This is a genomic window from Oscillibacter sp. ER4 (assembly GCF_000765235.1).
GTDB classification, from domain to species: domain Bacteria; phylum Bacillota; class Clostridia; order Oscillospirales; family Oscillospiraceae; genus Hominicoprocola; species Hominicoprocola fusiformis.
Window position 1 is genome coordinate 34784 of sequence record NZ_JPJG01000034.1, and the last position, 19698, is coordinate 54481.

General features: G+C 60.0%; 22 protein-coding genes. All 22 read right to left on the bottom strand.

Going from position 1 to position 19698, the window contains the following annotated elements; genetic code table 11:
• Positions 1 to 21 precede the first annotated feature (21 nt).
• The 22 genes from NI20_RS0106055 to NI20_RS0106160 all read right to left on the bottom strand — a co-directional run bounded on the left by NI20_RS0106055 (position 22) and on the right by NI20_RS0106160 (position 19678).
• On the bottom strand, positions 22 to 1242 hold the full coding sequence (locus NI20_RS0106055) for a YbbR-like domain-containing protein (protein ID WP_033120545.1): 1221 nt from the start codon (positions 1240 to 1242) through the stop codon (positions 22 to 24).
• A complete protein-coding gene (gene cdaA / locus NI20_RS0106060) occupies positions 1232 to 2119 on the bottom strand; it encodes a diadenylate cyclase CdaA (RefSeq protein WP_052084465.1) in 888 nt (295 codons plus the stop codon). The genes NI20_RS0106055 and cdaA overlap by 11 nt, the downstream gene beginning before the upstream one ends.
• 91 nt (positions 2120 to 2210) lie before the next feature.
• The gene (locus NI20_RS0106065; protein ID WP_033120546.1) at positions 2211 to 3344 is read right to left on the bottom strand and encodes an aminotransferase class V-fold PLP-dependent enzyme; all 1134 of its coding nucleotides are present in this window, start codon (positions 3342 to 3344) and stop codon (positions 2211 to 2213) included.
• Positions 3341 to 3592, bottom strand: coding sequence for a DUF3343 domain-containing protein (locus NI20_RS0106070; RefSeq protein ID WP_033120547.1), 252 nt, complete (start codon positions 3590 to 3592; stop codon positions 3341 to 3343). The genes NI20_RS0106065 and NI20_RS0106070 overlap by 4 nt, the downstream gene beginning before the upstream one ends.
• Positions 3593 to 3692: 100 nt before the next feature.
• Complete coding sequence (gene ispF, locus NI20_RS0106075; RefSeq protein ID WP_033120548.1) at positions 3693 to 4181, bottom strand: 2-C-methyl-D-erythritol 2,4-cyclodiphosphate synthase; 489 nt, start codon at positions 4179 to 4181, stop codon at positions 3693 to 3695.
• A 41-nt stretch (positions 4182 to 4222) separates the two neighbouring features.
• Complete coding sequence (ispD, locus tag NI20_RS0106080; protein ID WP_052084466.1) at positions 4223 to 4954, bottom strand: 2-C-methyl-D-erythritol 4-phosphate cytidylyltransferase; 732 nt, start codon at positions 4952 to 4954, stop codon at positions 4223 to 4225.
• 4 nt (positions 4955 to 4958) lie between these two features.
• Positions 4959 to 5450 carry a CarD family transcriptional regulator gene (locus NI20_RS0106085; RefSeq protein WP_033120549.1) on the bottom strand — a complete coding sequence of 164 codons (492 nt, stop codon included), beginning with the start codon at positions 5448 to 5450 and terminating at the stop codon, positions 4959 to 4961.
• Positions 5451 to 5700: 250 nt separating this feature from the next.
• Complete coding sequence (locus NI20_RS0106090) at positions 5701 to 7041, bottom strand: butyryl-CoA:acetate CoA-transferase (RefSeq protein WP_033120550.1); 1341 nt, start codon at positions 7039 to 7041, stop codon at positions 5701 to 5703.
• A gap of 172 nt (positions 7042 to 7213) precedes the next feature.
• Complete coding sequence (locus NI20_RS0106095; RefSeq protein WP_033120551.1) at positions 7214 to 9163, bottom strand: bifunctional 4-hydroxy-3-methylbut-2-enyl diphosphate reductase/30S ribosomal protein S1; 1950 nt, start codon at positions 9161 to 9163, stop codon at positions 7214 to 7216.
• On the bottom strand, positions 9160 to 9789 hold the full coding sequence (locus NI20_RS0106100; protein WP_156108563.1) for a 1-acyl-sn-glycerol-3-phosphate acyltransferase: 630 nt from the start codon (positions 9787 to 9789) through the stop codon (positions 9160 to 9162). Before NI20_RS0106100 ends, NI20_RS0106095 begins: the two co-directional genes overlap by 4 nt.
• Positions 9786 to 10463 (bottom strand): (d)CMP kinase, encoded by a 678-nt coding sequence (gene cmk, locus NI20_RS0106105; protein ID WP_033120553.1) that lies wholly within the window; start codon positions 10461 to 10463, stop codon positions 9786 to 9788. Before cmk ends, NI20_RS0106100 begins: the two co-directional genes overlap by 4 nt.
• A 35-nt stretch (positions 10464 to 10498) precedes the next feature.
• Complete coding sequence (locus NI20_RS0106110; RefSeq protein ID WP_033120554.1) at positions 10499 to 11734, bottom strand: NAD(P)/FAD-dependent oxidoreductase; 1236 nt, start codon at positions 11732 to 11734, stop codon at positions 10499 to 10501.
• Positions 11727 to 12590 (bottom strand): MurR/RpiR family transcriptional regulator, encoded by an 864-nt coding sequence (locus NI20_RS0106115; protein ID WP_033120555.1) that lies wholly within the window; start codon positions 12588 to 12590, stop codon positions 11727 to 11729. Before NI20_RS0106115 ends, NI20_RS0106110 begins: the two co-directional genes overlap by 8 nt.
• A gap of 14 nt (positions 12591 to 12604) precedes the next feature.
• Positions 12605 to 13315 (bottom strand): pseudouridine synthase, encoded by a 711-nt coding sequence (locus NI20_RS0106120; RefSeq protein ID WP_033120592.1) that lies wholly within the window; start codon positions 13313 to 13315, stop codon positions 12605 to 12607.
• A 13-nt stretch (positions 13316 to 13328) separates the two neighbouring features.
• Positions 13329 to 14450, bottom strand: coding sequence for a D-alanyl-D-alanine carboxypeptidase family protein (locus NI20_RS0106125; RefSeq protein ID WP_052084467.1), 1122 nt, complete (start codon positions 14448 to 14450; stop codon positions 13329 to 13331).
• 42 nt (positions 14451 to 14492) lie between these two features.
• The gene (gene ytfJ / locus NI20_RS0106130) at positions 14493 to 14891 is read right to left on the bottom strand and encodes a GerW family sporulation protein (protein WP_052084468.1); all 399 of its coding nucleotides are present in this window, start codon (positions 14889 to 14891) and stop codon (positions 14493 to 14495) included.
• 18 nt (positions 14892 to 14909) lie between these two features.
• Entirely contained in the window at positions 14910 to 15602 is a 693-nt protein-coding gene (locus NI20_RS0106135) for a DUF2953 domain-containing protein (protein ID WP_033120556.1), read from the bottom strand.
• A 51-nt stretch (positions 15603 to 15653) separates the two neighbouring features.
• Positions 15654 to 16274: an SMC-Scp complex subunit ScpB gene (gene scpB / locus NI20_RS0106140; protein WP_369699403.1), complete on the bottom strand. Its 621-nt coding sequence runs from the start codon at positions 16272 to 16274 to the stop codon at positions 15654 to 15656.
• Between the two features lie 21 nt (positions 16275 to 16295).
• Positions 16296 to 17081: a ScpA family protein gene (locus NI20_RS0106145; RefSeq protein WP_033120557.1), complete on the bottom strand. Its 786-nt coding sequence runs from the start codon at positions 17079 to 17081 to the stop codon at positions 16296 to 16298.
• An 18-nt stretch (positions 17082 to 17099) separates the two neighbouring features.
• The gene (locus tag NI20_RS0106150) at positions 17100 to 17756 is read right to left on the bottom strand and encodes a site-2 protease family protein (protein ID WP_033120558.1); all 657 of its coding nucleotides are present in this window, start codon (positions 17754 to 17756) and stop codon (positions 17100 to 17102) included.
• Between the two features lie 214 nt (positions 17757 to 17970).
• The gene (locus NI20_RS0106155) at positions 17971 to 18624 is read right to left on the bottom strand and encodes a methionine ABC transporter permease (protein WP_033120596.1); all 654 of its coding nucleotides are present in this window, start codon (positions 18622 to 18624) and stop codon (positions 17971 to 17973) included.
• A 40-nt stretch (positions 18625 to 18664) separates the two neighbouring features.
• Positions 18665 to 19678, bottom strand: coding sequence for a methionine ABC transporter ATP-binding protein (locus NI20_RS0106160; protein WP_033120559.1), 1014 nt, complete (start codon positions 19676 to 19678; stop codon positions 18665 to 18667).
• Between the last annotated feature and the right edge of the window lie 20 nt (positions 19679 to 19698).

Consider the following 19698-nt stretch of genomic DNA (forward strand, 5'->3'; position numbering starts at 1 on the left):
TGTCTCCTTTTGCGAATTGGCTTAGCTGATGTGAACGGTGACCTCGTAAGTGCCGACCGCGCCCACGTCGTAGCCGCTCACCTCGATGCGGGCGGGAACGGTGTAGCTGCCGCTGTCGGCGGCGATGTCGGATAGGTCTGCAATGACGTGGACCTCGCTGCCGTAGATGGCCTCAAGGTCGCTTGTGGAGCCTCGCAGTGTGACGGGCAGTGACGAGGTCACGACGGTGACGGTGTGATCGCCTGAGAAATTCTCGTAGCTGAAGTGCGTCGCCTCGACCTCTTTCGTGCTGATGTCGCCGCTGCTGATCGTGAGCGTAGCGCTTGTGATCCCGCTTAAGTTGTTCACCCCGTCGGGAATGAGAATGTCATAGGTCAGCGTCTCCGAGCCCTGCACGTCCTCAAGCGCGAGCGTGCCGAGCGAGATCTCACTGATGCCTGCCATCTGCGTCGCATCACCGGAAAGGGTGATGCTGCTGTGGCTGAGCGTATAGGTGTAATTCTCGAGCCGCGAGCCCGCGGATTCGATAAAGTTGACGGTCAGCGGAACGTCTTTCACCTTGAGCACCGGCATCGTCACCTGCACGTTTTCACTCATGGGATGGATGTTCTTGCTCTCAATGAGCTGGTCGTTGAAGTCATAGAGCTCATAGTCGAGCAGCTCCACGACCGTGGAGGATGCATTTTCGATGTCGAGCGTGACCTGCGCGTAGCTGATCTGCATGATGTCAGCCTGCTGGCCGCGCACCTCGAGCGTTTCGGGTAGCATCTCGACCGTGCCGGCGATATAGCCCTCGGCCACATTGCCGACGACCTTGCAGCGGATCTCGATGTCCTTCTTGTTGAGCTCGCCGATCTCGACCTGAACGGTGCGGATGGTCGGCGATTCGACCTTCACGCTGTTCGACGAGACCTTCGAAGGGTACAGGATCGTGTAGCTGACGGACTGCTTGCCCGCGTAGGTGATGGTCGAAAGGTCGCTCACGAGCCGCAGCTCGCTCGTGTCAAAGTCGTAGACGACGTTGCGCGGCATCTGGAGCTTTAAATCGACGGTGATATCCTCGTCCCCACTGATGCGCATGAGGCCCTTGTCGGCAAGCGACGTGTCCTCGTTGAGAAATTCGATCGGCACGTCATGGACGTACACGGTCACGGATTCCTTGTTGTTCACGTAGAACCAGATCGTTGCCGCGATGAGGATGGACAATGCAACGTAGAAGATCTTGCGGCGCTTACTTTTCATCGTCCTTGTCCCCCTTTCCTGCACTGAGGAGCTTCAAGAGCTTCATGTGGAGCTTGTCGTCCTGTTCGGTGGGCTCCTGCGGGACAAGCTCATTGATGAGCAGCTTTTCGAGCGTCTCGGGCATCAGGTGGCGTTTTAAGAGGCCGCCGATGGCGACGGAGATTGTCCCCGTCTCCTCCGAGACGATGACGACGACCGCGTCGGAATTCTCGCTCATGCCGATGCCCGCACGGTGACGCATGCCAAGGTCGCGGCTCAGGTTCACGTTTTTCGAGAGCGGCAGCATGCAACCGCCCGCGAGCAGCCGCCCGTCACGCATGATGACCGCGCCGTCGTGCATGGCCGCCTTAACGAAGAAAATATTTTTGAGAAGCTCGCTGCTCACGCGCGCGTCGACGATCGTGCCCGTGCGGGCGATGTCGTCCAGCGCCATTTCACGCTCGAAGACGATGAGAACGCCCGTGCGCGTTTTGGACATTTCCGTGCAGGCGAGCACCGTCTGCGCGATGGCGTTTTCAATGGCCGAGACCTGCTGCGTGCGCGCGAAGGGGTTGAACGAGCGCCAGCGGCTCGAGCCGAGCTGATCGATGAGGCGGCGGATCTCGGGCTGGAAGAGCACGATGAGCGCCAGCGCACCGAGCGAGAGAATATGGCTCAAAAGGAAGTAAATTCCGTTGAGCGAAAACGCGTCCGAGAGCATCAGTGCCAGCAGGAACAGCAAAATCACCTTGCCGACGCTCTCGACCTTCGACGTGCCGACGAGCTTTAAAAGCCAATAGATCGCATACGCCATCAGCGCAATATCAAGATAGTCCGAGATCCTGAGCGTGAGCACATAGCGCCACGCGCCTTCCAGGATGGGCATGACAAATTCCATAGGCACGCTCCCCTTAAGTAATAGTTATTACTTATTCTAATATGAAACACTCCAAATTGCAACGGTAGAGCGATGAATTTTCTATGAAATCTCAGTTTTTTGCCTGACCTGCCGCGATCGCGCGCAGAGAGGAAAGAAACGTGTCGATCTCGCTTTCGCGATTAAAGGCGGAAACGCTCAGCCGCACCGTTCCGTCGGGCAAAGTCCCCACCGTTTTGTGCGCGAACGGCGCACAGTGCAGCCCCGCGCGCAGCGCGATACCGCGCTTTGCCATCTCCTCGGCGACACTTTCTGGCGAAAGGCCGTCCACCGTGAACGATAAGACCCCTGCCTGCAAGCTTGCCTCCAGCGAGAGAAATCCGTGTACATTTGGAATTTTGCCGAGGCCCACTCCTACTCGACGGATGAGCGCGCGGCTGTGGTGCAGGATGCGCTCCGGGCGCTGCGCGCGCACGAAGGCGATGCCCGCTTCGAGCCCCGCGATGCCAGGAACGTTGTGCGTCCCTGCCTCCAGACGGTCGGGAAGAAAGTCTGGCATGCTCTGGCGCAGCGATTCGCTGCCTGTGCCGCCCTCAATGAGCGGGAGCGCGTCGCTGCCACAGAGCAGCAGCCCCGTCCCCTGCGGGCCGTAAAGTCCCTTATGCCCCGGCATGGCAAGGAATGCGGGCGCGAGCGCGGAAAAGTTGATCGGCAGCGAGCCCGCGGATTGAGACGCGTCGATGATGAGCGGCACGCTTGCGCCGCGGCAGAGCTGCGCGATGCGCTCAATTGGCAAAATAGCGCCGAAGACATTGGAGACATGCGTGCAGATAACGGCATCGGGCTCATGCGCAAGCGCTCGCTCGAAGGCTTCGACCGTCTCCTGCGGCGAAAAAAGCGGCGCGGCGGCGACGATGACCTCCGCGCCCAGCGCGTGCAGCGGCCGCGTGACGGCGTTGTGCTCATAGCCTGAGACGACGACCCGCCCGCACGGGCGGACAAGGCTCTTGATGGCGATGTTCAGTCCATGCGTCGCGTTCATCGTGAAAACGACCTGCTCGCTCGACGGCACGGAGAAGAGCTCCGCGGCTGCGCTGCGGCAGCGAAACAGCAGCTCGTCGGCCTGCTGCGCCGCGGCATACCCGCCGCGCCCGGGCGAGCTCATCGTGCGCATCGCCTGCACGACGGCCCGCTGCACCGCAGCGGGCTTTTGAAACGTCGTGGCGGCGCTGTCGAGATAGATCATAGCGCCACCTCTTGCATGCCGTCATCCGAGACGAAAAGCACCTTGACCGGCAGCACGCCGCCCGCGCGGCAGGCCTGCATGGCGCGCGCCGCGTGGCGACGCTGGATTTCCAGCGTATAGCCGCAGCCGCGCTCGGTGATCGCAGCGCCCGCGCGGCGGATTTTGGCAGAGATACCCGCGTCGCTCAAAAGCCGTGCCATGCGCTGCGCATGGGTGACTGAGCGCGCGGCAAAGAGATAATAGTCCATACCGATTCCCCCTCACAGCATGATATGCGTGCGCGGCAGCGGTGTGCGGACGAAAAGGGACGGGCGCTCAGAAAAAGCGTCCGTCCGAAGCGGTTTTGATTCAGTTGTCCGCGCGCTCAAGGAGCGCGATAGCGTGGGCGGCCATCCCCTCGCCGCTGCCGGTGAAGCCGAGGTGCTCCTCGGTCGTGGCCTTCACACTCACACGCGAGACATCGATCTGGAGCTCGCGCGCGATGTTCGAGCGCATCTGCTCGCGGTACGGTGCGAGTTTAGGTGCCTGCGCCAAAATCGTCGCGTCAATGTTGACGACATCGTACCCCGCGGCGGCGAGGTGCAGCTTCACCCGCCGCAGCAGCTCTAAGCTCGAGATGCCGGCAAACTCGTCGGCGGAATCGGGAAAGAGCTTGCCGATATCGCCGAGCGCCGCCGCGCCGAGCAGCGCGTCCATCACGGCGTGGGTCAGTACGTCAGCGTCCGAATGGCCGAGCAGGCCCTTTTCGTAGGGGATCGTCACGCCGCCTAAAATCAGTGCGCGGCCCTCGGTCAGGCGGTGCACGTCGTAGCCGTGCCCGATGCGTAAATTCGTCATGGTATGGGTCCTTTCTTCAAGAAAAGGCAGAGGGGAAAGGTTCATTCCCCTCTGCGCTGTAAAATTGCTTCTGCGATCGCAAGGTCGACCGGCGTGGTGATCTTGATGTTTTCCTCACTGCCCTCTGTCAAGTGGACTTCCTTGCCAAGCCGCTCCACAGCGGAGCAATCGTCCGTAATAGTCGCGCCGTCCGCAATCGCGGACTGGAGCGCCGCCTTCAAAAGGTCGGCGGCGAAGACCTGCGGCGTCTGCACGGCGAAGAGCGCGCTGCGATCGGGCGTGCGTTCGACGATGCCGTCGTGCGCGACTTTGATGGTGTCGCGCACCGGAACGGCGGGCGCGGCGGCGAGATAAACTCTTGCCGCGTCGAGCACTTCGTCGATGAGCTCGAAGGTGACGAGCGGACGCGCACCGTCCTGCACGGCGAAAAATTCCGTCTCGAGCGAGGCCTCGAGCGCCGCGCGCAGCACGGACTCTGTCCGCGTTGCGCCGCCGACGATGACCTTTACAGGTTTTCTGAGGCCAAAGGTCTTGCAGAGCTCAGCATAAGGCAGCAGCTCGTCCTCCCGCGCGGCGATGACGATCTCGTCGATGCCCTCCACGCGGTCGATCGTGAGCAGTGTGCGCACAAGGACAGGGATGCCGTCAAGGGTTTGCAGCAGCTTGTTCTCCCCGCCGTAGCGCGTGGAGCTTCCGGCAGCCGCAATCAGCGCGGCGCAGTACGGGTGAGTGCGCTTTTGGCGCTTGCCGAACATCTTTTGCAGCAGGCTCATGGACTCAATCGCTCTCCTTTAACAGCATCGCGGCGTTGACGCGCCCCTCAGCCTCGGGATACTCCACGTCTTCTACCAGGACGATCTCTGATACGAGGATCTGCTTGGCAATGTGCAGCATCTTGCGCTCGCCGTTGGATAGTCCGCGCGTGCTGTCGCGATGCATCAGCGCCTTGATGACGGCGCTGACCTCGTCGAGATCGCCGCTTTTCAGGCGATCCATATTCTCGCGGTAGCGGTGGTTCCAGTTCGCCGTCATGTCGACGCCGAGCTTGGGAATGCGCGCGATGACCTCTTCGATCTCGCTTCTCGTCTTGATGGCGCGGATGCCGATGGCCGTGGAATTCTCGGTCGGGATCTTGAGCGTTAGCCCGGAAATGGGCATTTTGAAGACGTAAAAATCCATTGCTTTGCCGCTGATCTTTTCGCGGACAATGCTGTCGATCACACCGGCGCCGTGCATCGGGTGCACGACCTTATCTCCCACTTGAAACATTCTATGCCCACCTCCCTTCAGGCAGAATGCCAATCCGGCATTCGCCCCGGTTTTCCGTGCGATGGAAAAGAAAAACAACACAAACACACAAGAGGAAACAATTCCCCATACATAGTATAACGTACTTTTCCATCATTTTCAAGCGATTTTTGATGAAATATCGCATAAAAATGGAAACACACCGTATTTTCGAAAAAAACAGGGGCTCCCCTTTTCAGGAGAGCCCCCGCGACGGAAGAACGATTTTTGCTTACTTATTGCTGCGGCGCCAGATGTGCATCTTCTCCGCGTCGGCGATGAGCTGCTCGCGGAAGTCGGGATGCGCGATGCCGATGAGCGCCTCGGCACGCTGCCAGGTCGAAAGGCCCTTGAGGTTGACCATGCCATACTCGGTGACGATGTAGTGCGTGCAGGAGCGCGGGTCGGTGCAGATGGAGCCGGGCGTCAGCGTGGGAACGATGCGGCTCTTGACCGTGCCGTCCTTGCCCGTGACGGTCGAGGACATGCAGATGAAGCTCTTGCCGCCCTTGGAGAGGTACGCGCCCATTGCAAAGTCGAGCTGGCCGCCCGTGCCGGAGATGTGCTTGATGCCCGCGGACTCGGCATTCACCTGACCGAACAGATCGCAGTCGATGGCGTTGTTGATGGAGATGAAGTTGTCGATCTGGGAGATGACAAACACGTCGTTCGTATAGTCGACCGGCGCACCCATGACATCGGGATTGCGATCCATGTAGTCATAGAGCTTCTGCGTGCCGGCGGCGAAGGCAAAGACCTGACGGCCCTTGTCGAGCTGCTTGTGCTTGCCGGTGATCTTGCCGGCGAGGGCCATGTCGACAAAGCCGTCGACATACATTTCGGTGTGAACGGACAGGTCCTTGAGGTCGGACTGGGCGATCATCGAGCCGATGGTGTTGGGCATGCCGCCGATGCCGAGCTGGAGGCACGCGCCATTCGGAATCTCAGGCACGACAAGGTTGGCGACCGCGGTGTCGACCTCGGTGGGGGCGCCGCCCGCGCCGAGCTGCGCAACAGGAGGATTCTCCCCTTCCACAACCATGTCGACGTCCTTGATGTTGATCTCGCAGCCGTTGAGGCCGTAGACCCAGGGAAGGTTCTCGTTGACCTCGACGATGACAGTCTTGGCGGCATCCAGCATGTCGGCTAGGTGAGAGCACGCGAGAGCGTAGCTGAAGTTGCCGTGCTTATCCATCGGCGTGACCTGGATCATCGCAACATCAACCGTGGCGTTGCCGTCGCGGTAGAAGCGCGGCAGCTCGCTGTAGCGCATGGGAATGAAATAGCCCATGCCCTTGGAGATAATCTTGCGGTCGATGCCGCTGCAATGCCAGGAGTTCCAGGTGAAGTGCTCACCGGCGTCCTCGGCCTTGCAGATCTCGGGCATCCACATCGTCACGCCGCCGCGGACCTTGACGTCCTTGAGCTCATTCTGGCGTGCGGCCAGAGCCTTGTCGAGCGTGTAGGGATGGTTGGTGCACCAGCCGTAGTCGACCCAGTCGCCGCTCTTGACGACCTTGACGGCTTCCGCGGCAGAGGTCAGCTTCTTCTGATAAAGCGCTGCGTAATCCATGGATAATTCCTCCTGTATGTATGTGAATTTGATTATCATTTCGGAACTATGTCGAAACTTTAACAATTATAGCATACCGATCGCCGTTTGCAAAGTCTTTCTTACGTGTCAGCGTAAAAAAGAACGTAAAAAAGAGACAGGCCGGAGCCTGTCTCTTTTCAGTTCGGGAAAATTACTCCTCGACAGGAGCCTCTTCCTCGCCGCTGAGCAGCGCGCGGATGCTGAGGGAGATCTTCTTCTTCTCCTCGTCGATGGCGGTGATCTTCGCGTCGACCATCTGGCCTTCGGATAGGACGTCGGAGGGCTTGTCGATGCGGCGGTCAGCGATCTGGGAGATATGGATCAGGCCGTCCACGCCGGGAACGACCTCAGCGAAAGCGCCGAAGGTCATCAGCTTGACGATGCGGACGTTGGCAACGTCGCCGACCTTGTAGGTGTTCATGAACACATCCCAGGGGTTCTGGGTGCGATCCTTGACGCCGAGGGAAATCTTGCGCTTCTCGGGGTCGAAGGAGATGACGTACACGTCGAGGTGATCGCCGATAGAGACGACCTCGGCGGGGTTCTTGATGCGGCTCCAGCTCAGCTCGGAGATGTGGACCATGCCGTCCACGCCGCCGATGTCGACGAACACGCCGTAAGAGGTCATGGACTTGACAACGCCGTCATAGTGCTTGCCGACCTCGATGCCTTCCCAGATGGCGGCCTGAGCAGCCTGACGCTCCTCGTTCAGCACGGACTTGATGGAGCCGACGACGCGGCGGCGGGCACGGTTGACCTCGGTCACGCGGAGCTTGACCTTCTGCTTGACCATCTGGCCAAGGTCGGAGTCCTTGGGCATGCCGCTCTGAGAAGCGGGCACGAACACGCGCACGCCCTTGACAGAAACGACGATGCCGCCCTTGTTCACTTCGGTCACGGTGCCTTCGAGAACGGTCTTGTCCTCAACGGCGGTCTCAATGTCTTCCCAGAGCTTGACAGCGTCGAGACGCTTCTTGGAGAGGGTGGCGTAGCCTTCCACGTCATTGACGCGGACAACGTAAGCCTCGATCTCGTCGCCGACCTTGACGACGTCCTCGGGCTTGACGTCGGGGTCGCTGCTCAGCTCAGAAACAGGGATATAGCCTGCCTGCTTGCAGCCGACGTCGACCTGGATCTCGGTCGTGCCGATGGCGGTCACGATACCGGTCACCTTATCTCCTGTATTTAGAGTCTTGAAAGATTTTTCAAGCAGTTCTTCAAAGGATTCGCTGGTTTCAGGGGCAGTGGTGTTGATGTTTTCTTCCGTCATTGTTGTTAATACCTCCATAATGATACTCGCAGGAGTAGATGCGCCGGCTGTCAGTCCCGCCACACGGCATCCGGAAAAGAATTCCGGTGAGAGCTCGTCTGCGGATTCGATCTGGAGGACTTTTCCGCAGTTCTCTCTGCAAATCTCGGTCAAATGCCTTGTGTTGGCGCTTCTTCGGTCGCCCACAACCACCATCGCGTCTACCTTGGCGGAAAGTTCTGCTGCCTCAGTTTGACGTTTCTGCGTAGCATTGCATATTGTATCATTGATTTTCAGATTTGTACACTGTTTTTTTAGAAATTTCACGCAACTTTCCCAAAGCGCACGAATGCAGGTCGTTTGCGCCAGCATGATACTGGGTAAATGGGCAAAATCGGGGTGTTCCTGCAAGTATTTTTGCGCTTCCTGCACATTTTCAAAAATCAGCGGGTCGCTGCACCATCCTGCGATGCCCTGCACCTCGGGATGATGGCGCTCACCGATCAGGATGACGCGGCGTCCCTCGTGCTCTGCCTCCTGTGCAAGCTTTCGGATGCGCTCGACATGCGGGCACACGGCGCTCACGACCTCTGCCCCGCCCTCTCGCAGCGCATCGAGCGTCGCTCTCGGCTCGCCGTGGGCGCGGATGAGCACGGTCTCCCCCGCCTTTGCCTGGTCGGGCGACGTGATGAGGCGCATGCCAAGGTCTTCGATCTCGCGCACGACGCCCGCGTTGTGCACGATGCTGCCGAGCATCGCGCCGCCGCGCGCTTTTGCCGTTTCGCGCGCAAGGTTGACTGCGCGCTCCACGCCATAGCAGAAGCCCGCGGTCTCAGCTAAGATGACCTTCACAGCGGCGCGCCTCCCACCTGCTGGCCGCCGAGCGCGTAGGCCTGACGCAGCATTTCGTCGGCGATGGCCTGCAATTCTTCGGACGTGCCGCGGCGGCCCGTGACCTCAGGAACATACGACTCGCCGAAGATGATGCGCGTTTTACGGAAGGGCTTTTTCTGCCCGTCGCAGAACACCGGTACGAGCGTCGCACCCGTGCGCACGCCGATCATCGCGATGCCCGCGTGCGCGTGCGCGGGGAGTCCGTCGTGATAGCCGACGCCGCCCCGGATCGTCGTCCCCTCGGGGAAGATCAGAAGATTCTCACCCTTGTGGAGCACCTGCATCGCGGTCTTGATGGACTGGATATCCTTGCCGTCGCGCTGGACGGGAAATGCGCCGAGCGTGCGGATGAGCCACGCGAGCGCGCGGTTGTCGAAAAGCTCGGCCTTGGCCATAAAGTGCAGATGGTAGTCGAGCGGCAGGCACAGGCCGATGAGCACGGGGTCTAAGTCCGTTGAATGGTTCGGGCACAGCAGCACGCTGTGCTTCGGAAGATTTTCAAGCCCCTTGACGTCCACGCGGTAGATCCACAGCAGCACCCGACCGATGATCCAGATAAACGCAAAAAAGATACGGTGCATCATTTCAATTTCTCCTGAATGAGGCTCAGCAGCGCCTGCTCGCTCTCTTCAAAGCTGAGCTTCGACGTGTCGAGCCGCACGGCGTCCGCCGCCTCGCGCAGCGGGGCGATGTCGCGGTGCATGTCCTGATAGTCGCGCTCGTTGATCTCGCGCAGTACCTCTTCATACGCTTTGGGCGTGCCGCGCTCGGAGAGCTCGAGACAGCGGCGGCGCGCGCGCTCCTCGGCCGAAGCCGTCAGGTAAATTTTGAGGTCGGCATCCGGCAGAACGACAGTGCCGATGTCGCGCCCGTCCATGATGACGCTTCTCTTGCGCGCGATGTCGCGCTGCATCTCGAGTAAGTACGCGCGTACGCACGGCAGCGCCGAGACGTTCGAGGCGTACATCGAAATTTCCGGCAGGCGAATTTCGGTGCTGACGTCCTTGCCGTCAAGCAGCATTTTCTGTCCGCTATTCTCGTCAAATGCCATGTCGATTTGGATCTCTTTCAGCAGCGGCGCGATCTGGGATTCGTCCTTTGCATCCAGTCCGCGGGAAAACGCCGCGTAGCCGATGGTGCGGTAGATCGCGCCCGTGTCGACATGCAGAATGTTCAATTTCTTGGCGACGGCCTTGGCGAGCGTACTCTTGCCCGCGCCGCCGGGGCCGTCAATGGCAATGGAAAAATGCTTTTTCATCTGTTTGATTCTTCCCTCTTACAATAAATATGTGCTTACTGCGTCAGCAGTGCGTCCGCGGCAGCCTCGCCCGCGGCCTTGCCGGTCGCCCAGGCGATTTGCAGATTGTAGCCGCCCGTGTAGGCGTCTACGTCGATGATCTCGCCGGAAAAGTACAGGCCGCCGATCTTTTTCGACGCCATGGTCTTCGGATCGATCTCCCCCACCTTGACGCCGCCGGAGGTGATGATCGCGTTTTCGACCGGCATCGGCGCGCTGACATTGACCGTCCAGCGCTTTAAGAGCGTGCGGATGGTCTCGCGCTGGGCGCGCGTGATATCGTGCACCTTTTCGTGCGGAGGGATGCCCGAGCGGTCGATGAATTCGTCGATCATCTTCTGCGGCAGAAGCGCGCCGAGCACGTTGCAGTAGTCGCTGTTTGCGTGCTTTTCAAAATCCGACAGCAGGCGCTTGTCGAGCATTTGCTCGTCGAGCGCGGGCTTGAGGTCGATCTCCAGTCGGTACTGCTTTTTGTCGAAATGCCGCATGTGCGCGCTGGCCGACAGGATGAGCGGCCCGCTCACGCCGAAGTGCGTGAACAGCATTTCGCCAAAATCCGAGTGGATCTTTTTGTTGTTTTCGTATACCGTCAGCGCAACGTTGCGCAGGCTCAGCCCTTGCAGCACCGCGCATTCGCGTGCCTCGAGCGGCACGAGTGAGCCGCGCAGCGGCGTGACTGTGTGGCCGAGCGCTTCCGCCATGCGGAAGCCGTCGCCCGTCGAGCCCGTCGCGGGATAGGACAGCCCGCCCGTCGCCAGAATGACGGCGGAGGCGGTGTAGTCCCCTTTTTCGCCCTTGACGGCGGCGACATGGCCGTCTTCGACCGAAATACCGAGCGCGCGGTCGCGCACGAGCTTGACGTGCAGACGCTTGAGCTCGCGCTCAAGCGCCGCTGTGATGTCGAATGACCGGTCGGACACGGGAAACACGCGCTTGCCGCGCTCGACCTTGAGCGGCACACCGAGCCCCTCGAAAAAATCGATGGCGTCGTGCCCGTCGAAGCGGGAAAACACGGAGTATAAAAACCGCGGGTTCTGCGGCACGTGGGCGAGCAGCTCTTCGCAGGTGCTGTCGTTCGTCACGTTGCAGCGGCCCTTGCCGGTGATGTTCACCTTTTTGCCGAGGCGCTCGTTTGGATCGAGTAGCGTCACGTGCGCACCCTTGCGCGCGGCGCAGATCGCGGCCATCATGCCGCCCGCGCCGCCGCCGATGACAACGATCGCCTTATTCATCTTCGATCTTGCCGAAAATGTCGAAGCGCTCCCAGATGTGCTCGAGTTCGGAGAACGTCGCGGAGATGTCTGCGCCCTTCTTGTTGGCCACGGCCAGAATGAGTGCGTTGAGCATGCTCATGGGTGCCGCCAGCGAGTCGACGAACGAGATCATCTCGCTGCGCACGAGCAGCGAATTGCTGGACATCTGGTTGATGGGCGACATCTCGCTGTCCGTCACGCCGACGATCGTCGCGCCGCGGTCGCGCGCAAACTGGATGGTCTTGAGCGCAAGCTCGCTGTAGCGCGGGAAGCAGATACCGATGACCACATCGTCTTTGGAGACGCGGAAGAGCTGGTCGAACGAGCCGGCCGCGCCGCCGTTGACCAGAGTGACGTTGTCGAAGATCAGGCGGAAGTAGAAGTTTAAGTACCCTGCCAGAAACGAGGACGAACGGAAGCCCACGATGTAGATGCGGCGCGCGCCGATGATCGTGTCGACCACGCGCTCAAATTCCGCGCCGTCGGTCTGGTCGATGGCCATGCGGATCTTCTCCATGTCGCGCTGCAGGACGTTCGTCATCAGATCGGACCCTGCGAGCTCGCCGTCCGACGCCTGAATGCGCTGGATGCTCGTGAGCTTGCCGCGAATCATCTCCTGCAATGCACGCTGCATGCTCGGATACCCCTCGTAGCCGAGCTGGGCGGCAAAGCGCACGACGGTCGACTCGCTGACCTGCACGGTCTTGCCGAGCTTGCTGGCCGTCATAAACGCGGCCTTATCGTAGTTTTCCAGAATGAAGCGGGCGATGAGCTTCTGCCCCTTGGAAAAGCTGCTCATGTTCTTTTCGATATTATGTAAGATATTCTTCGTCATAAAATCGTCCTCTGTTACTTTGATTTTGTTGCATGGAGCTCTTGCTCCGTTAGATCGCGCCACACGCCGACGGGAAGAGCCCCGAGTTTGAGCGCGTGCTCCTGCACGCGCTTTAGGCGCTTGACGTGTAATCCGGCGGTGGCGCACATGCGCCGGATCTGCCGGTTTTTTCCTTCATGGATGGTGATGGAGAGAACGGCGGTGTCCCTCCCCTGCCGCAGCACGCGCACCTGCGCGGGCCGGATGGGCTCGCCGTCGAGCTGTGTCATGGAAGCGAGCACTTCTGCCGCTCCCCGGACCTCGCCCGCGACGCTGACCTCGTAGACCTTGTTGACCTCGTAGCGCGGGTGCAGAAGATGCTGCATCCATTCGCCGTCGTTCGTCAAAAGCAGCAGTCCCTCGGAGTCGAGGTCGAGCCGCCCGACGGGATAGACGCGCGCGCCGCAGTTTCTGACGAGCTCGGCGACGGTCTTTCGCCCTTTTTCGTCAGAGAGCGTGCAGACATAGCCGCGCGGCTTGTTGAGCATCAGGTAGCGCTTCTGCCCCTCCTGTGTGAGCGGCCTGCCGTCGACGGTGATTTCGTCGACTTCAGGGTCGGCCTTCTGCCCGAGAAGCGCAGTCTTGCCGTTCACGTGCACGCGTCCCGCGGCGATACACTGCTCGGCGGTGCGACGGGAGCAGAGCCCCGATTCGGCGATGAGCTTTTGAATTCTTGCTTCGGCCAGGTCAATCCCTCCTTTACTTTGCCGACAGAAATTGCCAGAGCTTTTCCGCCAGCGACTTATTTTTGCTTGTTTCGCTCTTTGTTTCCTGCGCCTGTACGCTGCGCGCGCTGACGAGGTCAACTCGTCCAACCTCGGTCTCGCCGCAGGAGATGACGAGCGTGCCGAACGTTTGTCCCTTCCGCACGGGGGCGGAGACGGTTTGCGGCAACTCGGCGCGCACGCTCAACGATTCACTCTCCGAGACAGGATAGCAGAAGCTCTCCGCCGCGACGGCGGACACGCTCTGCCCGTCGACACTCACGCTGCCGTAGGCCTCGCCTTTTTTCGCACCGCTTGAGAGCGCATACGCCGAAAAGCCGTAGTCGTAGAGTGCAGCATGATCGGCCCAATCGCTGCCGTCGTGCAGCGTGACGGCGATCATGCGCATCCCGCCGCGCTCGGCACAGGTGACGAGTGTGCGCCCTGCGTCGCCGGTGTAGCCGGTCTTGAGGCCGACGCAGCCGGAATACGACGCGAGCAGCTTATTGTGGTTCGTCATCGTGCGCGTGCCAACGCTCGCCGTGCGCGTTGAAACGATGCGTGCGAACGTCGGGTTCTGCATGGCGTAGGCCGCAAGGCGCGCCATATCGAGGGCACAGGAGCTGTGCCCCATTTCGTCGAGACCGCTCGGGTTGGCAAATGACGTGTGCTCCATGCCGAGGGCTTTCGCCTTTTCGTTCATCCATCGGACAAACTGCGCGCTGCCGCCGTTTCCGCCGCAGTGGGCGGCGATGCACTCTGCCGCGTCGTTGCCGGACGGCAGCATCAGCCCGTAGAGGAGTTCTTCCATCGTGAGCGTTTCGCCCTCGAGAAGGTACATCGACGAGCCCTCGCGCAAGTGCTCGCGTTTGACCGTGACCTTCTCCGTGAGTTCGCTGTGCTCCAGCGCGACCAAGCAGGTCATGATCTTCGTTGTGCTCGCGATGCTGCGCTCCTGCGTTTCATTGCGCGACGCCAGCACCCGCCCGCTGCCCGCCTCCATCAAAATGAACGCGGCGGCGGCAGTTTCAGGCGCGGCAGCCTGACAGGCCAAACTGCTTGACAGGCAGGAAACAGCAAGGAAAACGGCAAATACGCATCGGGCAAAACGCGGCATAGGATCACTCCTTCATTCGGAATGCCCCTATTATGCCCGAAATCAGTAGATATCTTTCTCTTCTCTCTTCTTGTCCACGAAATTCTGCACGCGGTCGAGCACTTCCGGCACAAGATCAAGCACGCGGTCGACCGTTGCCGCCGCAGGGATGGCCACGGGCATCACGCGCGTCAGACCGTCCTTGACGACGAGGAACGCGACGGGGTCGACCTTGACGCCCGCACCTGCGCCGCCGCCGAAGTGTGCGGTGTCGGTCTTGCCGTAGTCGCCGCCGCCTGCGCCGAAGCCGAAGCTCACGCGCGAAACGGGAATGACCGTTACGCCGTCGGGCGTCGTGATCGGCTCGCCGATGATGGTGTTGGAATCGACCATATCACGGATCTTATCCATCGTGGTGTCCATGAGATCGTTGAGCGGGGTCTTCTTTTCGATGTTTTCCATGAGGTTCATCCTTTCTTTTTATGCGGTCAGTTTTTCACTGTGTTCACTGTTTTGCGGAGTGCTCTCTGTTGGTTTTTCCGCGGGAGCGTCGTTTTTATGCGCCTTTTTATAGCGCAGGTACCATTTGAGCATCGGAATGAGCAGCGCAAGCGAGATGTGCAGCCCGTCGCGGATGCGAAGCGACAGGCCAACGGCACCCTCTGCGTGCGTCTTTTCAGAGCTGTAGTCCATGCGCAGGTGCAGTGAGGGATCAGGGATATGGAAGAGGTCTTCAAGGTGCGGCATCACACCCCACATCGCGGCGCTCGCATAGCCGTAGGTCTGCGCGATATCCGCGGGGTCCGTGCCGCCAAAGACGACGAGAATTTCCAGCGGGTCGATGCGAAGGCGCTTGCAGGTGCGCTTCGCTGTCTCCTTGAGCGCCGAGAGCGCCGTCGTGATGAGGTCCCTGAGCTCCTCTTTTGTCGGCTTGGGGAGCGAGGGCTTTTTCTTTTGCTTCGCCTCTTCTCCCTCTGACTTTGGTTTCTTCTCCTTTGCCTTTTTCTTCGGCGTTTCTTTCTTTTCCTTTGCTGGCAGCAGCGTGAAGCGGAACGGGCCGACCGAAAGCTGCACGCGCAGCTCGTCGCCGAACTGCATCAGCGCGCCCACGCGCAGAAAGCCGATCAAAATAAAAATGAGCAGGATGATGCCAATTACCTTCAGCGCAGTCAATCGACCACCTCCCTCTTTTTACGCTTCACGCGGTTTTTATGCTTTACGCGGTCAGTGTTCCCCGTTTTCGGGAACGCTGCCTTCTTTTTCCGTCATGGCGCTGGGGTCGAGGATCGTGCCGTCCTCCGTCATGCGGAGCTGACCGTCGGCCTCAAGACCCGGCATCTCCGGCAGCTCCTCGAGCGAACCCAAGTGGAAGTCGCGCAGGAACTTTTTCGTTGTGCGGTACAGCCTCGGCCGTCCCGGCACCTGCAAACGTCCGCACTCCTCAATGAGCCCGCGCTCAAGCAGCAGGCCCACGGTGTACGAGCTGTCCACACCGCGCACCTGATCAATGTAGGCGCGGGTCGTGGGCTGGTAGTAGGCGATGATCGTCAGCACCTCCAGCGCGGGCTGAGAGAGCTTGGCGGTCTTGCGGATCTCAAACGCCCTGCGGATGACGTCGGCATAGTCCGGAGACGAGCAGAGCTGATAGCTGTCCTCCATGCGGACGAGCCGGATGCCGCGGCGCTCAAATGCGTAGTAATCGCCGAGCTTTTGCAATACCTGTTCCGCGGTCGGACGGTCCAAATCGAGCGCAAGGCAGATGCGGTCGATGGGAAGCGGTTCGCCGCTGGCGAACAAAATGCCCTCGATGGCCGACTCGACCTCGCGCAGGTCCAAAGATTCCAAAGACATAGCGTTCCTCGCTTTTTACAGATTGATACGGTCGGGGGCGTCGTCCCCGCACTCCACGGTGCAGTCCGTGTCGGAACCGGCCAGATGGATGACCTTTTCGCGGCAGAGCTCCAAAACGGCGATAAACGTCGCCACGATCTCGCTGCGGCTGCGGCTGCCGCGGAACAGCAGCTTGAAGCGCGTCATGCCGAACTCCTTGAGCCGGTGCAGAATTTCCTCCGCCTTGCCCTTGACGGGATACGGCTCGCGGCGCACGATCTCGCTCAGCGCCGCGCTCGGCGGCGCGGCCAGCTTTTCCCCGCGCTCCATGATCGTCTGCATGGCGAGCACGAGGTCGGCCTTTTCATGACTGTACTCGTAGATTTTGCCGCGCTGCATGGGCTCGGGCTGGCGCGTCATGATGCTGCGGCCAAACTCGCCCATCGGGCCGAGCGTTTCGGTCAGCGTCTTGATGCGAAGGTACGTGTCCTTTTGCTGGCGCTCTTTGAGCGAGGCAATGAGCTCGTCCATCTCGCTCTGCGCCTGCTCATCCTCAAGCGAAAGCAGCATGCGCGTTTTGATGTACATTAAATGTGCCGCCATCGTGATGAATTCGCTCGCGACCTCGAGATCGAGCTGCTTTCGCTGCTCGAGATACGCAAGGTACTGATCCAGGATCAGCGCGATGGGAATGTCCTGGATCTCTATTTTATTTTTCGACAGCAGGAAGAGAATGAGGTCGAGCGGCCCTTCAAAGTCCTGCAGCGCCTCCGCGCTGCGCTCGTGCACCACGCCCTCCAGCTTGAAAACGGGATTGTCCATGACATTCCTCTCACTTTATCAATATACGATCCAGTTGACCAGAAGCTCGTACACGCGGTAGATGCCCTCGCTGAGGATATTGTTTCCCACGCCGAGCCAGACGAGCACAAAAAGAACAAGCATGCCGTATTTTTCATACCGCATCAGCGTCATGTACGCGCGGTCGGGCAGAAAGGCGAAGAGCACCTTCGACCCGTCGAGCGGCGAGATGGGGATGAGGTTGAAAAGCCCCAGACCAACGCTCATGTACGCCGTCATCGCAAGGAAATTCAAAAGGCCGCTGCAAAACGCGGTATCGACATAGTGCGCGATCGTGATGCGCGCGCCGAGCAAGAGCAGCATCGCCAGCAGCAGATTCGACACCGGCCCCGCCAGCGCTGTGATGGCCATACCCTGCTTCGGCTTTTTGAAATACCGCATGTCGACCGGCACGGGCTTTGCCCAGCCGAAGCCGACGAGCAGCATGGCAGCCAAGCCGAACCAGTCGATATGGTGCAGCGGGTTTAAGCTCAAGCGGTGCTCGCGCTTGGCCGTCGGATCGCCGAGGGCATAGGCTGCAAGACCGTGACAGGTCTCGTGCACCGTCAAGCATAAAAAGACGCCGAGCACGCGCAAAAGCGCGTCGGTCAGCGAGCCCCAGTCGATGGACTGGACCAATTCCTGAAAACTGTTCACGCAATTTCTCCGTAAAAAATATGCAAATCGCGAAGACTTGCATTGCATTCTATGTCTATTATAACAGCCCTTTTCCCACATGACAAGGGATTTTGCAATTTTTACTGCATTTTGCTTTCAAAAATTGACGCATTTTTTTCTGTCAAATTGCGAAAAATGACAAAAAAGCGCCTCAACCGTGCGGTTGAGGCGCTTTGCAGGATAGGATATCCGGTTATTTCTTGAGGCGCTTATCGCTCTTGGCCGCAAGGTGCGTGCCCAAGGACTGGAAGATCTGCACCAGAATGATAAGCAGCACGACCGCTGCGAACATCACAAGGTACTTGTAGCGATAGTAGCCGTAGTCGATGGCGATCTTGCCGAGGCCGCCGCCGCCGATGATGCCGCTCATCGCCGAGTAGCCGAGGATGGTCGTCAGTGCGATGGTGAAGTTCTGGAGCAGCGAGGGAACGCTCTCGGGGATCATCACCTTGCAGATGATCTGCATGGGCGTTGCGCCCATGCTCTGAGCGGCCTCAATGATGTTGGGGTCGACCTCGCGCAGGCTGCTTTCAACAAGGCGCGCGACGAACGGGAACGCCGCCACGACCAGCGGAACGATGGTCGCGGTGGTGCCGACGGTCGTGCCGATGATGAGGCGCGAGAGCGGGAAGACCATGATCATTAAGATGAGGAACGGGATCGAGCGCAGCAGGTTGATGATGACGTTCAGAATGCTCATCAAGGCCTTGGGAAGCGGCAGAACGCCGCCCTTCTCCCCCGCTACGAGCAGCACGCCCAGCGGAAGGCCAATGACGACGGCCAGCGCCGTCGAAAGCAGCGTCACATAAAACGTCTCCCAGATCGCCTTGGGGAACTGCGTCTGCATGGCGACGGTGAGCTCTGCGATGGAGTCCGGGGAAAAGAGATTACTGTACATCGACGCTCGCCTCCTCTACCTGAAGATTTTCAATGCTTCTTAAAAAGTCCATGGCCTGCTCGAACTGCGCGTTCGGCACGCCGAGGAGCATGCTGCCGTACACCTCTTCGGAGAGCTTCTGCGTGTTGGCCGAAATGACCGTCGCGCTGATGCCCTCTTCGGTCGCAAGGCGCGCGACGAGCGGAATGGATGTCGTCTTCGCGCTGCGGAAGATGAGGCGGATGCGGCGCTGCTGCTGGGGGTCGGACACGTCGATGTCCGCGCCGCGCGGGAACACGAGGTGGCGCGCCGCCGCGGACTTGGGCGCGGAAAAGACGGTAGAAACAAGGCCCTCTTCCACGACTTCGCCGTCGTCGAGGATCGCAACGTGATTGCAGACCTCCTTCACCACGCTCATCTGGTGTGTGATGATGACGACGGTGATGCCAAGCTTTTTGTTGATGTCGCCGATCAGCTCGAGGATCTGGCGCGTCGTCTTGGGGTCGAGCGCGCTCGTGGCCTCGTCGCAGAGCAGGACCTTGGGGTTCGTGGCGAGCGCGCGGGCGATGGCCACGCGCTGCTGCTGTCCGCCGGAGAGCTGTGCGGGATAGGCCTTGGCCTTATCCTTGAGCCCCACGATGTCGAGGAGCTCCAGCGCCCGCTGTTCGCGCCACTTCTTCTCTCCCCGCAAGCCGGAAAGCTCCATCGGAAAGCAGACGTTAGCGAGACAGTTTCGCTGCATCAGCAGGTTGAAGCGCTGGAAGATCATCGTGATCTCGCGCCGCGCCGCGCGGAGCTGCGCGGGGGTCATCGTGTCCAGACGCTGTCCGTTCACGATGACCTCGCCCTCCGTCGGGCGCTCGAGCATATTGATGCAGCGCACGAGCGTGGATTTGCCGGCGCCGCTCATGCCGATGATGCCGTAGACGTCGCCGTCCGGAATGGTCAGGGAGACATCCTTGAGCGCGTCTACCCGTCCGCCGGCTGTTTCAAAGGTTTTGCTTAGATGCTTCAGTTCGATCAAGAACGCTCCCTCCTTTCTTT

Bases quoted from the DNA above. Each gene is read 5' to 3' on its own strand.
- NI20_RS0106055 (WP_033120545.1), bottom strand. From the start codon at position 1,242: ATGAAAAGTAAGCGCCGCAAGATCTTCTACGTTGCATTGTCCATCCTC.
- cdaA (WP_052084465.1), bottom strand. From the start codon at position 2,119: ATGGAATTTGTCATGCCCATCCTGGAAGGCGCGTGGCGCTATGTGCTC.
- NI20_RS0106065 (WP_033120546.1), bottom strand. From the start codon at position 3,344: ATGATCTATCTCGACAGCGCCGCCACGACGTTTCAAAAGCCCGCTGCG.
- NI20_RS0106070 (WP_033120547.1), bottom strand. From the start codon at position 3,592: ATGGACTATTATCTCTTTGCCGCGCGCTCAGTCACCCATGCGCAGCGC.
- ispF (WP_033120548.1), bottom strand. From the start codon at position 4,181: ATGACGAATTTACGCATCGGGCACGGCTACGACGTGCACCGCCTGACC.
- ispD (WP_052084466.1), bottom strand. From the start codon at position 4,954: ATGAGCCTGCTGCAAAAGATGTTCGGCAAGCGCCAAAAGCGCACTCAC.
- NI20_RS0106085 (WP_033120549.1), bottom strand. From the start codon at position 5,450: ATGTTTCAAGTGGGAGATAAGGTCGTGCACCCGATGCACGGCGCCGGT.
- NI20_RS0106090 (WP_033120550.1), bottom strand. From the start codon at position 7,041: ATGGATTACGCAGCGCTTTATCAGAAGAAGCTGACCTCTGCCGCGGAA.
- NI20_RS0106100 (WP_156108563.1), bottom strand. From the start codon at position 9,789: ATGATGCACCGTATCTTTTTTGCGTTTATCTGGATCATCGGTCGGGTG.
- cmk (WP_033120553.1), bottom strand. From the start codon at position 10,463: ATGAAAAAGCATTTTTCCATTGCCATTGACGGCCCCGGCGGCGCGGGC.
- NI20_RS0106110 (WP_033120554.1), bottom strand. From the start codon at position 11,734: ATGAATAAGGCGATCGTTGTCATCGGCGGCGGCGCGGGCGGCATGATG.
- NI20_RS0106115 (WP_033120555.1), bottom strand. From the start codon at position 12,590: ATGACGAAGAATATCTTACATAATATCGAAAAGAACATGAGCAGCTTT.
- NI20_RS0106125 (WP_052084467.1), bottom strand. From the start codon at position 14,450: ATGCCGCGTTTTGCCCGATGCGTATTTGCCGTTTTCCTTGCTGTTTCC.
- ytfJ (WP_052084468.1), bottom strand. From the start codon at position 14,891: ATGGAAAACATCGAAAAGAAGACCCCGCTCAACGATCTCATGGACACC.
- NI20_RS0106145 (WP_033120557.1), bottom strand. From the start codon at position 17,081: ATGGACAATCCCGTTTTCAAGCTGGAGGGCGTGGTGCACGAGCGCAGC.
- NI20_RS0106155 (WP_033120596.1), bottom strand. From the start codon at position 18,624: ATGCAGACGCAGTTCCCCAAGGCGATCTGGGAGACGTTTTATGTGACG.